The following is a 13586-nucleotide window of genomic DNA, read 5'->3' as shown; positions in this document are numbered from 1 at the left end:
GTACTCCTAGGTGTCGACAACGACCCCTGTTGGCGGGCACTATCGAAAATGTGGCATGAAATGTCAATGTGCATGGGGTCAGCATGGCTATGTTGGCTATAAGAAATTGCCCCTCAAGGAGAATTCCGAAGTGCCCTCCAACCACTGGCTAAAGCCATTGCTTGAACCTCATTCCGCCGTGATTATCGGTGCTTCGGCAACTGAAGGTAGCCTAGGCAAAAGCGCGGTTGACCACATGGTTGAGCGTGGGTACCGCGGGCGCCTCTACGCCGTAAACAGCAATTATAAGAAGATAGGAAATGTCGACTGCTTCAGCGCGGTGTCTGAACTGCCAGAGACGCCAGACCTGGCTGTAATTGCGGTCAATCAGAGATCGTTGGAGCAAGTTTTCTCGGAATGTGTAGCGCTAGGCGTACGGGCGGCAGTCATATTCGCGGACTGCGGGAATATGGAACAACGCGATCGCCTGGCCCGTATCGCCGCCGAAGCGAGAATACCGATCTGCGGCGGTAACGGGATGGGGTTTCAGAACTTCACCAACAGCACGCATGCAACGTTTAGCTCCTGTCCGGTTACCAAGGCCGCGCCTGGAAACGTTTCATTGATCGCCCATTCCGGGTCTGTCATTCAAGCGCTAGCCACTGATCTAACGCGTCTTAGGTACAATTTAACCGTGTCGTCCGGCCAGGAAATCAATACCACATTGGCGGACTACTTAGATTATGCGCTGGAGTTGCCCTCGACCAAAGCAGTTGCATTGTTTATCGAGACGGTCCGTGACCCCGCACGCTTCGTGGAAGCGCTACGAAAGGCCGCTAGCAAGCGCATACCGATTGTCGCGCTCAAGGTCGGCCGGACGGCAAAGAGCGCCGCTATGGCCATAAGTCATAGTGGAGCGGTCGTCGGCGACGCGTCGACCTATGAAGCGCTCTTCGACCGTTACAATGTGATCTCGGTCAAGACGCTCGATGAGTTGGCGGCGACAGCCCAGTTACTCGCGCACGTCAAGGATGCCAATTCAGGTGGGCTCTGCGTGGCGATGGATTCCGGCGGGCTGCGCGAACTCATGGTTGATATCGCGGAAGACAAGGGCGCCACTTTCGCTGAGCTTAGTAAGTCCACGCTGGCCCAACTGCAGGACCAGTTGGACGACGGTATGATCGCGGAGAACCCACTGGATGCATGGGGTAGCCGTACCGACGCCAAAGCACATTTTGCGCGTTGTTTAGAGGTGATGATGCGTGATCCCAACAGCGCATTTGGCGCTATTGCAACCGAGGCAGGGGACGCCTTTCAATTTGGGACCGTATATGCCGAGATCGTGGCTGAGACGCAGCGGTTGACCGGAAAACCGATGTTTATGATGAGCAGCTTTTCGGGGATTGCGAACTCTAAGATAGCTACGCGATTGTTGGATTGCGATGTTCCACTCATCAACGGGGTCGATTGCGCGATGACGGCGGTGAAGGCCGTCGACACCTTTAAAGCGCGACTAGAAAATGCCGCGAGGGAGGTCCGCCTCTCGGTGCCACAATCAGCTCTTGAAAGTGCTAAAGCCCTGCTCGCGCGGCCGGGTTCCGATGGTGAGAAGATTGGCCTGTCGGTATTGCAGGCTTTTGATATTCCGGTGGTGGCATACCACGAGTGCGAGAATCTGCGGGAGGTGCTGACGGCGATCGACAGGACGGGTTTTCCTGTGGTGTTGAAGACTGCGATGCCGGGGATCCATCATAAGTCCGACGTCGGTGGAGTTTTGCTGAATCTGGACAGCATTACTCGGGTGACTGAAGCGTACAAGGATTTGACACAGCGTCTGGGACCTAAGGTGATGGTCCAGAGGATGAGCCCCTCCGGCGTTGAGATGAGCTTTGGCATGGTTGTCGATCCTCAGTTCGGCGCGCTGGTAACCGTCTCTCCGGGCGGGAAATGGATCGAGTTGTTTGCCGACCGGCAGATTGCGCTAGCGCCCTTCGACGAGGAGCGCGCACGAGAGCTAATCGACCGCCTCAAGATTCGACCGATATTCGACGGCCGTCGTGGCGAGAAACCGTATGATGTCCATGCACTGGCCCGAGCATTCTCGAAATTCTCAATTATGGCTGATGCTCTGAAAGACGAGCTTGCTGAGTTCGATGTGAATCCTGTGATTATTACTGATGCCGAAGTGATTGCGGTAGACGCGCTGCCGGTTAGAGCCGCCATCAAGAATCAACATATGAAGCACTAATCCAGAAGGCTGCCGCTATGACCGCACTAGTTAGCACTCAGCGCCACGGACAGATACTTGTTGTCACAATCGACAACCCGCCGGCGAATGCGATCTCTCGCCGTACGAGCCGAGAAATTTATGCTGCGTTTGCGGCGTTTCAGGAAGACGAAGACCTACGAGTGGCAATCCTCACAGGCGCCGGGGACCGCATCTTCAGCGGCGGTTGGGACTTGAAGGAGTCCGATGAAAGCCTAACCGCCGACCTCTATTATGATACGCAGGTCGGCAACGGCCCTGGGGGGTTCGGTGGCATTGCGGAGTTCTGGGGTCTGACAAAGCCGGTAATAGCCGCTGTCAACGGCGCCGCGGCGGGAGGAGGCTTCGAGATCACGCTCGCGTGCGATATGATCGTAGCGGCCGAGCATGCGCGCTTCCTTCTCCCTGAGACGCGGATCGGGCTTTTGCCGATGGCGGGCGGCATTCAGAACCTGCATCGCCGGATACCGTACAATATTGCAATGCACCTCATGATGACCGGCAAGCCGATCTCGGCGTCTGAGGCTGCTCGATGGGGCCTTGTGAACGAGGTTGTTCCCCTGGGAGAGGCTCTGGCCGCGGCGATGCGCCATGCCGAGAAGATCTGCGAATCTGCCCCGCTCGCCATTGAAGGTCTCAAGGAAGTTATGCGCTATACATCGCACCTCTCTGCAAGGGACGGTTTCGCAGCGGTTAGAAACCCTCCAAGTGAATTGAAAAAGTACAAAGCTATAGCGAACTCTGAAGATAGCCTCGAAGGACCACGGGCTTTCATGGAAAAGCGTAAGCCCCAGTGGAGGGGCAGGTAATCACTAGAGATATATTCAGCGGCACAACCTCCCAGGTACAGTGACTGGCGTTTGAAATGCGGGTTGGTGAGTGGGGACACAGCCGATGGACGCTTCTCGAGATGACGGGCGCAGCTTGCGTATCCAACTGACTTCGTTGGTGACAAGATGAACGACGCACGACTGCTAGATATTGAGCTTTTCCAGCATTTTGCTGACGAGCATGTCCGGTTCTGTGATACCGACGCTCTCGGTCATGTGAACGTCGGTGTATACTCGTCCTATTTTGCCGCTGGCAGGGCAATATTCGACACGATGCTGGCTTCCGACGACTACATACTGCCGATTGCGCGGATCGCCATGGACCTGCGCGCAGAGATAAAGTATCCAAACAAGATCGTTGTGGGATCATTGTTACTCCGGACTGGCAGATCATCATTTCTTGTGGGCCAAGGTTTATGGATCGAAGGTAAGCCAATGGCTACAGCTGAAGTCACTCACGTGCTTGTCGATCGAAAAAATGGTCGCAGCACGCCGCTTCCCGAACCCTTCCTCCATAAGTTGAGATCACTGGGACCGGTGTGTGCCGAAGGCTAAGAGCCTGCTTGGAACGCTCTACTGGGCCCGCTGCTTAGTTTCTCCCCAGGATTCTTCGGTCAGACTGATCCGGAGCCTCTTCGCGGCCGCGCCGTTTGCGTCGAGTGGCGGGGCCAATGCCAAAGTGGGCCTGAAAGGCGCGTGAGAAATGACTACGGTTGGAAAAGCCCGTGGCAAGCGCCACCTCGACGAGCGGAAGGTTCGACTGCTGCAGAATCTCATCGGCCTTCTCCAACCGCAGAGACCGATAGAACTGCATCACGCTCTGTCCAAGCTGGTTCTTTGTCAGCCGCTCCAATTGCCGCGCCCCGATACCGCTCAGATGAGCCAAATCCTCTAGCTTTAGCGGGTCCGCGATATGACTCGTCATCAGTTGCACCATGGCGACCAGAGCGGGATGGTGCAGATCATACCTGCGCACCGGGTCCAATTGCTGCGGGGCCTCGGCCTGCCGGATGCCGGTATGGATGAACCAATCGCTGACCGCGCGGGCCAATTCCACACCGTGATCTGAAGCGATCAGGGCGTGGGCCATGTCCAGGGGAGCCATGCCGCCGGCGCAGGTAAAGCGGTCGCGATCGATGACGAAGAGGCGGCGTTCAATCAGCGCCTCAGGATAGATCTCGCGCATTGCATCGATGTGTTGCCAGTGGATCGTAAACCGGCGTGACGACATCACACCCGCCGCGGCCAGGATTGCCGCCCCGCCTGAGATTCCGCCCAAAGGCACTCCCGACCGGGCAAGACGGCGCAGCCAGCCCAGAATCCTGTCGTCGCGATAGGTCAGCGGATTGCCGCCCGCCACGACAAACAGAATGTCGAAATTAGTGCCTGCCTCTGAAACAGGTTCGGTCTCGAACGCGCCCGAGACGGAACTGCGCATCCACCCGCCCTTGGCCGAGATGAAGTTCAGATCGTAAAGGGTCCGCCCGCTAAGCAGGTTGGCGGCGCGCAGCGGCTCGACCGCGGAGGCCGCGGACATCAGGGCATAGCCTTCGATCAGCAGGAAACCGTATCGCCGCGCGCTGCCGTGATTCCCGTCAATCATCCCGTTGAAAATCCTATCGTCCACATCGTTCGAACATGTCCGGCAAAAGCACACATGAGTCAATTTTGAAAACACCTCACTGCCCTTGCCGTGACATAGTCTCGGCAGTCCAAGGAGTTCTTGATATGAAGTTTTCGGGCTTCCGCGTCTTTGCTGAAGCGCTCAAGGGGCATACCGGGTGGCGGCCGCTCTGGCGCAACCCTGAGCCCAAGCCCGCCTATGACTACGTGATCGTCGGCGGGGGCGGTCACGGCTTGGCGACAGCGTATTATCTGGCCAAGAGTTTCGGGCGATCCCGTATCGCCGTGCTGGAGAAGGGTTGGCTCGGATCCGGGAATGTCGGGCGAAACACGACGATCATCCGTTCGAACTACCTGCTTGCCGGCAACGAGCCCTTCTATGAGTTCTCGATGAAGCTCTGGGAAGGACTGGAACAGGAGCTCAACTTCAACGCGATGGTTTCCCAGCGCGGCATCATCAACCTTTATCATACGGATGCGCAGCGTGATGCCTTCCGCCGCCGCGGCAACGCCATGATGCTGGCGGGGGCGGGCGCCCGGCTGCTAGGTCGAGAGGAACTGCGCGCCATGGTTCCGTTCCTGAACTACGACAACGCGCGCTTCCCGATCAAAGGTGGCCTGGTGCAGCCGCGGGCGGGCACCGCGCGGCACGACGGCGTGGCCTGGGGCTATGCGCGCGGCGCCGACAGCCACGGCGTGGACCTGATCCAGAATTGCGAGGTGACCGGTGTCCGGCTCGATCGCGGCAAGGTGCGTGGCGTGGAGACATCGCGCGGCTATATCGCCGCCGACAGGGTCGGGGTGGCGGTGGCGGGGTCCTCGGGCCGCGTCATGGCAATGGCTGGAATGCGGCTTCCGATCGAAAGCCATGTTTTGCAGGCCTTTGTCACGGAGGGGCTCAAACCCACCATTCCTGGTGTGATCACGTTCGGGGCAGGCCATTTCTACATCAGCCAGTCCGACAAGGGCGGACTTGTCTTCGGCGGCGATATCGACGGCTACAATTCCTATGCCCAACGCGGCAACCTGCCGGTGGTGGAGGACGTCGCCGAAGGCGGCATGGCGCTGATGCCCATGATTGGGCGGGCGCGGCTCTTGCGCATGTGGGGGGGCGTGGTGGACATGTCGATGGACGGTTCGCCGATCATCGACCGCACGCAAATCGATGGCCTCTATTTCAACGGCGGCTGGTGCTATGGCGGCTTCAAGGCGACGCCAGCCAGCGGCTATGCCTTCGCCCATCTTCTTGCCACCGGCGCACCCCACGAGACCGCGCGCGCCTACCGCATCGACCGTTTCGCACGCGGCCATGTGGTCGACGAGCGCGGCGCCGGTGCCCAGCCCAATCTCCACTAAGGCGGTCCAATGCTGATCCCACATCCACTTCTAGGCCCGCGTGATGCGCAGGAATTCACCTATCTGGGCGACGCGCGGCTCATCGACCGTCCAGACTCCTCCGCGCCCGATGCCGAGGCCGCCTTTTGCGACTACGTCTTCCTGCGCGACAACCCGGCGGGCGTGCACCGCGAACTGTGGTTCCACGAGCAGGGCGACCGGTCATGGCTGGTGGTCACGCGCGACACGGTCACCCATGAAGTCCTCGGTGCGGAACTGGCCCGCAATGTCCCCCTTTCGCGGACGAGGTGCGGCAAATGACACGGCTAGCCGGAGGGCTGATCGACCGCTCGCGGACCTTGAACTTCAGTTTCGACGGCAAGCGCTACCAGGGCCATCCCGGAGACACGCTCGCCTCGGCGCTTCTGGCCAATGGCGTGCGTCTTGTGGGCCGCAGTTTCAAATATCACCGCCCGCGCGGGGTTCTCTCGGCCGGTTCGGAGGAACCGAACGCTATCGTCGAACTCCGCTCGGGCGCGCGGCAGGAGCCGAACACGCGAGCCACGGTGGTGGAGCTGTTCGAAGGGCTGCAGGCGCGAAGCCAGAACCGCTGGCCTTCGCTCGGATTCGACGCACTGGCGATAAACGACTTGTTGTCGCCCTTCTTGACGGCCGGTTTCTACTACAAGACTTTCATGTGGCCGAAGGGCTTCTGGGAAAAGCTTTACGAGCCGGCGATCCGCAGGGCGGCAGGCCTCGGGCGCCTTTCAATGCAGGCTGATCCCGATATCTATGACAAGGGCTTCCTGCATTGCGATCTCTTGGTCATCGGCGGGGGGGCGGCCGGGCTTGCGGCGGCGCTGACGGCGGCGCGCGGGGGCGCGCGTGTGATTTTGGCCGACGAGGATTTCCGCCTGGGCGGGCAGCTTCTGTCCGAGACGGGAACGCTGGACGGAGGGCAAGCTACCAACTGGATCTCAGCGTTGGAGGCTGAATTCGAGAGCCTGCCGAATATTCGCGTGATGCGTCGCACCACGGTTTTCGGGGTCTATGATCACGGCATCTATGGCGCGGTGGAAAGCGTGTCCGATCATTTCCCAGAGGCGAACGGGTGTGTGCGCCAGACACTCTGGCGTATCACGGCGAAGCGCGCGATATTGGCGGCGGGCGCGACAGAGCGGCCCATCGCCTTCGCCGACAATGACCGTCCGGGAATCATGCTGGCCGGCGCGATGCGGGCTTACGCCAATCGCTGGGCGGCATGCCCGTCCGAGACGGTCGCCGTCTTTACCAATAACGATGACGGTCATCACACCGCGCGCGATCTGGCCGCTAAGGGTGTCCAGATCGCCGCCGTCATCGACGCGCGCCCCGAGGCGAAGGCTCGCGGTGACTACCGACTGATCGCGGGGGGCATGGTGACTGGCTCACGCGGCCGGCTTGGCCTGAAGTCGATAAAGGTTCAGGAAAACGGCAGGTCCGAATGGATCGAGTGCGGCGCGCTTGGGGTCTCTGGCGGCTGGAACCCGAATGTGCATCTCTTTTCGCATCATCGCGGTCGGCCTGTTTGGAATGAACCGCTGCAGGCGTTCCTGCCTGGGGAGGAGGGGGCCCTAGGACTAATTCCGGCAGGTGCGGCGGCGGGCCATTTTTCCACCGCCGACGCCTTGCGTTCCGGCGCGCAAGCCGCACAGCGTGCGATGGACGAACTTGGAATCGCGGCATCGTTGCCCGATTTGCCGCGCGCCGAGGAGGCAGACTACACGGTTGCGCACGTCTTCCATGTACCGGGCAAGAAGCGCGCCTGGGTCGATTTCCAGAATGACGTGACGGTGAAGGACATCAAGCTCGCCCATGCCGAGAACATGGGGCCGGTAGAGCATTTGAAACGCTACACGACTCTGGGCATGGCGACGGACCAAGGCAAAACCTCAAATGTGACCGGTCTTGCCGTGATGGCGGAGCTGACCGGGAGGTCGATCCCGGAAACTGGAACAACGATTTTCCGCCCACCTTACACTCCAGTGACGCTCTCTGTCCTGGGCGGCGGCGATGTAGGGCGGCATTTCCGACCACGCCGCCTCACACCCACCCATCACTGGGCCAAGGCGCAGGGCGCGGTGTTCGTCGAGGTCGGCCAGTGGATGCGCGCGCAATATTTCGCGCGTGCGGGTGAAACGCACTGGCGCCAGAGCGTGGACCGCGAGGCCAGGGCCGTGCGCGGCGCAGTGGGCCTGTGTGATGTGACGACGCTTGGCAAGATCGATGTGCAGGGCGCCGACGTGGGCGAGTTTCTCAACCGTCTCTACTGCAACATGATGGCCACGCTGAAAGTCGGCCGAGTCCGCTACGGGCTTATGCTGCGCGAAGACGGATTTGCCTATGACGACGGCACCTGCGCGCGGCTGGCCGAGGATCATTGTGTGGTCACCACGACGACCGCCAACGCCGGTCTGGTCTATCGCAACATGGAATTCGCGCGGCAATGCCTGTGGCCGGAACTCGACGTCCAGCTCATCTCCACGACCGATGCCTGGGCGCAGATCGCAGTCGCCGGGCCGAAGTCGCGCGCTCTGCTCGCCCGCATCGTCGACGGGTTCGACCTGTCGAACGAGGCCTTCCCCTTTATGGCCTGCGCGGAGCTCACCGTCTGCGACGGCCTGCGCGCGCGGCTCTTCCGCATCTCCTTCTCGGGCGAACTCGCCTATGAAGTTGCGGTTCCCGCCCGATACGGCCACGCATTGATCGAGCGGCTGATGGAATTGGGAGCCGATCTTGGAGCGACGCCCTATGGCACCGAGGCTCTGGGCGTGCTGCGGATTGAGAAGGGACACGCCGCCGGCCCCGAATTGAACGGACAGGCGACGGCCGCCATGGTCGGACTTGGCAGTATGGTGTCGCAGAAGAAGGATTCCGTCGGCGCCGTGATGTCGCGGCGCGAGGGCCTTGCGGGCGACAGGCGACGCCTGGTCGGGCTGCGGGCCGTCGATCCTGCCGGGAAGGTGGTCAGCGGCTCACATCTTTTTGCGGAAGACGCACCGAGGAAATTCGATACCGACCAGGGTTGGATCACGTCGGCTTGCTACAGTCCGCATGTCGGCTCGATGATCGGGCTCGGTTTCCTAGAGAACGGCGATGAACGGCTGGGCGAGGTGATCGTGGCCGCGAACCCGCTCGAAGGCGAAAGCGCGCGCCTGCGGGTCGTGCCGGCGCATTTTGTCGATCCTGAAGGAGCACGTCTTCGTGAGTGACCTGAGGCCCATCACCGCGCTCGGTGCCGCGCTACCACGCCTCGCATCGTTCGGGGCGTTGGAGATCCGTGAGAACGGGGGTCTGGCGCTTGCCTCTCTGGTGCTGCGCCGCGGAACTGTTGAGCCGACGCCGTTCGGCCTCACTCTTCCCGGACCCGGCCGTTGCGTTGCAGGGCAGGGGGTTGCCGCGGTGTGGACCGGGCTGGATCAGTGGATGATCGAGGCGGAAGGCCGCGCCGAGCTGGATTTTGCCGCCGAGCTCAAGCAACTCGCCCCCGGCTGCTCGGTGACCGAGCAGACCGATGGCTGGGTCGCTTTCGAGATTGTATCGCGGGCCGGCTCAAGGCCTCTCAACGCATTGCTGTCGAAGCTTGTTAACGTCGATCTCGCGGACTTTGGCCCGGGCCGCGCGACGCGGACCGGCCTTGAGCATATGACCTGTTTCGTCATCCGCCGCGGCGACGCTCATATTGCCGTGCTGGGCGCGCGCTCGTCCGCCGGATCGCTCTGGCACGCCCTGGAAACGGCGGCGAAGCGGCTAGAGGAAAGGTAACATGACCGCTCAGATCATCGACGGCAAAGCGTCCGCGGCGCAGCTACGGTCGAGGGTTGCTGGGCATGTGGCCTGGCTCAAGCAGGAGCACGGCATTACGCCGGGCCTGGCTGTGGTTCTAGTAGGCGATGATCCGGCGTCGGAAGTCTATGTGCGCAACAAAGGACGGCAGACTATCGAGGCTGGCATGAACAGCCTTGAACACAAGCTCCCCACTGAAACGTCTCAGGCCGATCTGCTTGCTCTAATCGAGCAGCTGAATTCCGATCCGGATATTCATGGTGTCCTTGTCCAGCTCCCTCTACCCAGTCATCTGAACGGCGATCTCGTGCTCAATGCGATCGACCCGGCAAAAGATGTCGATGGGTTTCACATTTCGAATGTCGGGCTTCTGGGCACGGGACAAAATGCGATGGTGCCATGTACCCCATTGGGTTGCCTGATGTTGCTGCGAAGCCATCTCGGCGATCTGTCCGGGCTCGAAGCCGTGGTCGTGGGGCGCTCGAACATCGTCGGAAAACCGATGGCGCAACTCCTGCTCGGCGACAACTGCACCGTAACCATCGCTCATTCGCGTACACGGGATCTGGCATCAATCTGCCGTCGGGCCGACATCCTTGTCGCTGCCGTCGGCCGCCCCGAGATGATCCCCGGCGACTGGGTCAAGGCAGGCGCGACGGTAATCGATGTGGGCATCAATCGGATCGCACGAGACGGCAAGCAGCACTTGGTGGGTGACGTGGATTTTAGAAGCGCGGCGGAGGTAGCGGGAGCGATAACGCCAGTGCCGGGAGGCGTCGGTCCCATGACCATCGCCTGTCTTCTCGCCAACACGGTTACCGCCTGCTGCCGTGCTCATAGGCTGTCCGAGCCTGAGGGGCTCACCTTATGAGCCCCGTGCAATCCGGCGCTCTACCTGACACGCCCGAATCGATCTCTTCCGCACACACGAGCAAGCTCGCTATGGACAAATACTACCTGACCGTCACCTGCAAGTCCAAGCGCGGGATCGTCGCCGCCATCGCAGGCTACCTCGCCGAAAGCGGCTGTAACATCACCGACAGCTCGCAGTTCGACGATACGCAGACCGGCAACTTCTTCATGCGTGTGAGCTTTATCTCTGAAGATGGCGCTGGCCTCGACGCGCTGCGCAACGGCTTTGCTGACACCGCCGAGACGTTCGAAATGGACTTCGCCTTCCATGACGAGAGCCAGAAGATGAGGGTGATCATCATGGTCTCGCGCTTCGGCCACTGTCTCAATGACCTTCTGTATCGCTGGCGCATCGGAGCGCTGCCAGTCAATATCGTGTCGGTGATCTCCAACCATCTGGACTACCAAAAGCTGGTCGTGAACCATGACATTCCGTTCCACTACGTCAAAGTTACGAAGGAGAATAAGCGCGAAGCCGAGGCGCAGCAGATGCGTATCGTCGAGGAGACCGGCGCGGAGCTGATCGTGCTCGCCCGATACATGCAGGTGCTGTCGAATGAGATGTCCGAGAAGATGTCCGGCCGCATCATCAACATCCATCACTCCTTTCTGCCGTCATTCAAAGGAGCGAACCCCTACAAGCAGGCCTTTGAACGCGGGGTGAAGCTGATCGGCGCAACCTCGCATTATGTGACCGCGGATCTCGACGAGGGGCCGATCATCGAACAGGACACGGTTCGCGTCACCCACGCCCAGAACCCGTCCGACTATGTATCGCTCGGGCGCGACGTCGAAAGCCAGGTTCTCGCACGCGCGATCCATGCGCACATCCACCGCCGTGTCTTCCTCAACGGGAACAAGACGGTGGTCTTCCCAGCTTCACCGGGCTCGCACGCTTCGGAACGGATGGGATGAGAGCGTACCAAACGCATGCCTGCCAATGTGAAAGCTGACCGTCGGACAGCGGCGCGCCGCAGTCAGATTTGAGAGATTGGGTTCAAGGCATGACGAAGGACATGCAAATTGTCTTTGAGACATTCCTGGAGAAGCTGTCGGAAAGCGTCGATGAGGCGGATTTCCGCGAGGCCATGGCTGGTGCGGCCGCAGGACTCGAGCTGATCACCTTCGCCTATTTGTCCTTGCCGTCGCAACCAGTGGATCCACCACCGGCGAGAGGCGCGAGAAGGTAGCGAGGCTGTGAGAACACGGATCTTGCGGCCGGTCGCCAGTTGGTCATGAACGAAGTCCCATGCCCAGATCTGGTGACTGTGTGTCGCATCGGTTCTGTCCTCTCGCAGCTTCGCTTTCACCCGATGTCTTGGTCCGGAGCCGAAGGCCCATCTCCTTGTAAGGACGATAGATCCGCTTCGAATTGACAACCCGGCCCTCACGGCGCAACAGCACAGGACGCGCCGGTAATCATAGCGCGCCCGTGTCTCGGCAATCTCCCTGATCCGGACTTTGAGGTCGGCCTGCTCGCCGCGCTTCGACTTGTAGCGATAGAGCGACGTGTCGATGAGAAACGTAGCGCAGGCCCGGCGGATCGACACCTTCCAATCCGCCCGTACCTCATCAACAAGCCGCCGATGGGCAGGCCTCATGGCTTTCGGCGAACGACATCCTGCAGCATCGCCTCGTCGAGCGCGGCGACGATCTTTTTTCAGCGATTGTTCTCGTCTTCAAGCTGTCGCATGCGCTTGACCTCGGACGGCGTCAGTCCGCGGTAGCGCTTCTTCCAGGTGTAGAACGTTCCATCCAAGATGGCCGCCTTTCGGCGGACCTCAGCGACCGCAGTCCCTTCTTCCGCCTCCTGCAGAATGAAGGCGATCTGCGCCTCCGGAAACTTCGACCTCTTCACGCAATCCTCCTTCGCCCGATACCGGGATTATAAGTGGAAATTCCAGCTCAGAACGGTCCGAAAACCCGAAGGCAGGGCACTGCGCATCGCCGAGCGATATCAACAAGCTCTTCAACTCATGGCGACCTGCTTTCACATTTACGTTCGCCGCAAGCCGAATATGAGTGCCTGCAGTAGGCGGCACGCGGCAAGTCCGCCTGGGATATCGCCTGCATCTTGGGGATCACGCGGCGCACCGCCGCCTTCCATCGGGACAATGCCAAGAAGAAGCTCGGCATGCGCACCAAAAACGAGGCGGTCGCGCTGCTGGTCCTCACGATCTTCAATTCTCTGAGAACAGATCCGTCTTGGCCCCTGTGCAGGTGCCCAGGCTGTTCGTCGGGCGCATTTGCCTCCAATGGCAGGTCATTTTCTGCCCAGAGGGCTCATGATGAAACTTGTCGCACCCGACTGCTATGGCGACTTCGCCGACGAACTGCACGAAATACACCGTCTGCGATATTCAAGGAGCGGCTTGGACTGGGACGTGCGGACGAATGGTGGGTACGAGATCGATTCCTTCCATGCGCTCAAGCGCATTATCTGATCTTGCGAGGTTTCGACGGTCGGGTCGATGGTTGCGTCCGGCTGCTTCAGTCGAACAGGCCGACCATGCTTCGTGATACTTTTCCGGTGCTGTTGGAGGGGAAGACGGCGTCCAAAGCGAGGCCGGCTCCATCCCCGGCAGACAGTTTGAACTATCAATCGCCAATTTGGGATCGCCAACCATTCAATCAGCTCGGGCGCCGCTCTAGCCGCAACCGTAAGATGCGATTCAGCATCACCAAGCGCCGATATGGCGGCAGATGTCAAAAGAATGACCGGAAATGTCAATGCGATTCTAATTGCGCAACCTAATCATCACCCGATGGACCGCGTGAATTGGCTCCGCGAGCGTCGCCTCTACGGGCATTTCCTT

The 13586-nt window shown here is 60.3% G+C and carries 13 protein-coding genes and 2 pseudogenes; 13 read left to right on the top strand and 2 right to left on the bottom strand.

Features of this window, described 5'->3' with window-relative positions; all coding sequences use genetic code 11:
• The first annotated feature begins 55 nt into the window (after window positions 1–55).
• From EN818_RS28890 to EN818_RS28880, 3 genes are all read left to right on the top strand, one after another.
• Window positions 56–2227, top strand: a complete 2172-nt coding sequence (locus EN818_RS28890; RefSeq protein WP_145972136.1) for an acetate--CoA ligase family protein — start codon at window positions 56–58, stop codon at window positions 2225–2227.
• Between the two features lie 17 nt (window positions 2228–2244).
• Window positions 2245–3054 (top strand): enoyl-CoA hydratase-related protein, encoded by an 810-nt coding sequence (locus EN818_RS28885; RefSeq protein WP_095521173.1) that lies wholly within the window; start codon window positions 2245–2247, stop codon window positions 3052–3054.
• Window positions 3055–3201: 147 nt separating this feature from the next.
• Window positions 3202–3630: a thioesterase family protein gene (locus EN818_RS28880; RefSeq protein ID WP_095521174.1), complete on the top strand. Its 429-nt coding sequence runs from the start codon at window positions 3202–3204 to the stop codon at window positions 3628–3630.
• Window positions 3631–3664: 34 nt separating this feature from the next.
• On the opposite strand, the gene EN818_RS28875 is transcribed toward EN818_RS28880, so the two are convergent.
• Window positions 3665–4678 carry a GlxA family transcriptional regulator gene (locus EN818_RS28875; RefSeq protein ID WP_206073422.1) on the bottom strand — a complete coding sequence of 338 codons (1014 nt, stop codon included), beginning with the start codon at window positions 4676–4678 and terminating at the stop codon, window positions 3665–3667.
• A gap of 125 nt (window positions 4679–4803) precedes the next feature.
• Between EN818_RS28875 and EN818_RS28870 the strand changes: the two genes are divergently transcribed.
• From EN818_RS28870 to EN818_RS28840, 7 genes are all read left to right on the top strand, one after another.
• Window positions 4804–6054 carry a sarcosine oxidase subunit beta family protein gene (locus tag EN818_RS28870; protein WP_095521175.1) on the top strand — a complete coding sequence of 417 codons (1251 nt, stop codon included), beginning with the start codon at window positions 4804–4806 and terminating at the stop codon, window positions 6052–6054.
• A 9-nt stretch (window positions 6055–6063) separates the two neighbouring features.
• Complete coding sequence (locus tag EN818_RS28865; RefSeq protein WP_095521176.1) at window positions 6064–6354, top strand: sarcosine oxidase subunit delta; 291 nt, start codon at window positions 6064–6066, stop codon at window positions 6352–6354.
• On the top strand, window positions 6351–9284 hold the full coding sequence (locus tag EN818_RS28860) for a sarcosine oxidase subunit alpha family protein (protein ID WP_095521177.1): 2934 nt from the start codon (window positions 6351–6353) through the stop codon (window positions 9282–9284). The genes EN818_RS28865 and EN818_RS28860 overlap by 4 nt, the downstream gene beginning before the upstream one ends.
• Window positions 9250–9837: a sarcosine oxidase subunit gamma gene (locus tag EN818_RS28855; RefSeq protein ID WP_245316486.1), complete on the top strand. Its 588-nt coding sequence runs from the start codon at window positions 9250–9252 to the stop codon at window positions 9835–9837. Before EN818_RS28860 ends, EN818_RS28855 begins: the two co-directional genes overlap by 35 nt.
• A 1-nt stretch (window position 9838) precedes the next feature.
• Window positions 9839–10729, top strand: a complete 891-nt coding sequence (folD, locus tag EN818_RS28850; RefSeq protein ID WP_095521179.1) for a bifunctional methylenetetrahydrofolate dehydrogenase/methenyltetrahydrofolate cyclohydrolase FolD — start codon at window positions 9839–9841, stop codon at window positions 10727–10729.
• Between the two features lie 71 nt (window positions 10730–10800).
• Window positions 10801–11685 carry a formyltetrahydrofolate deformylase gene (gene purU, locus EN818_RS28845; protein WP_095521180.1) on the top strand — a complete coding sequence of 295 codons (885 nt, stop codon included), beginning with the start codon at window positions 10801–10803 and terminating at the stop codon, window positions 11683–11685.
• A gap of 89 nt (window positions 11686–11774) precedes the next feature.
• Window positions 11775–11960 (top strand): hypothetical protein, encoded by a 186-nt coding sequence (locus EN818_RS28840; protein ID WP_236379422.1) that lies wholly within the window; start codon window positions 11775–11777, stop codon window positions 11958–11960.
• Here EN818_RS28840 and EN818_RS33920 read toward each other — a convergent pair.
• A pseudogene (locus EN818_RS33920) lies at window positions 11929–12628 on the bottom strand (transposase); the annotation flags it as partial. The gene EN818_RS28840 and the pseudogene EN818_RS33920 overlap by 32 nt on opposite strands.
• 79 nt (window positions 12629–12707) lie before the next feature.
• Here EN818_RS33920 and EN818_RS28830 point away from each other — a divergent pair.
• The 3 genes and pseudogenes from EN818_RS28830 to EN818_RS33910 all read left to right on the top strand — a co-directional run.
• Window positions 12708–12937: pseudogene (locus tag EN818_RS28830) on the top strand (helix-turn-helix transcriptional regulator); the annotation flags it as partial.
• A 118-nt stretch (window positions 12938–13055) separates the two neighbouring features.
• Entirely contained in the window at window positions 13056–13214 is a 159-nt protein-coding gene (locus EN818_RS33915) for a hypothetical protein (protein ID WP_245521428.1), read from the top strand.
• 2 nt (window positions 13215–13216) lie between these two features.
• The gene (locus EN818_RS33910) at window positions 13217–13525 is read left to right on the top strand and encodes an acyl-homoserine-lactone synthase (RefSeq protein ID WP_245491215.1); all 309 of its coding nucleotides are present in this window, start codon (window positions 13217–13219) and stop codon (window positions 13523–13525) included.
• Window positions 13526–13586 lie beyond the last annotated feature (61 nt).

The organism is Mesorhizobium sp. M3A.F.Ca.ET.175.01.1.1 (assembly GCF_004791945.1).
Lineage (GTDB): Bacteria > Pseudomonadota > Alphaproteobacteria > Rhizobiales > Rhizobiaceae > Mesorhizobium.
Note: the sequence above shows the minus strand (reverse complement) of the source record. Positions and strands in the feature narration are given on the sequence as shown.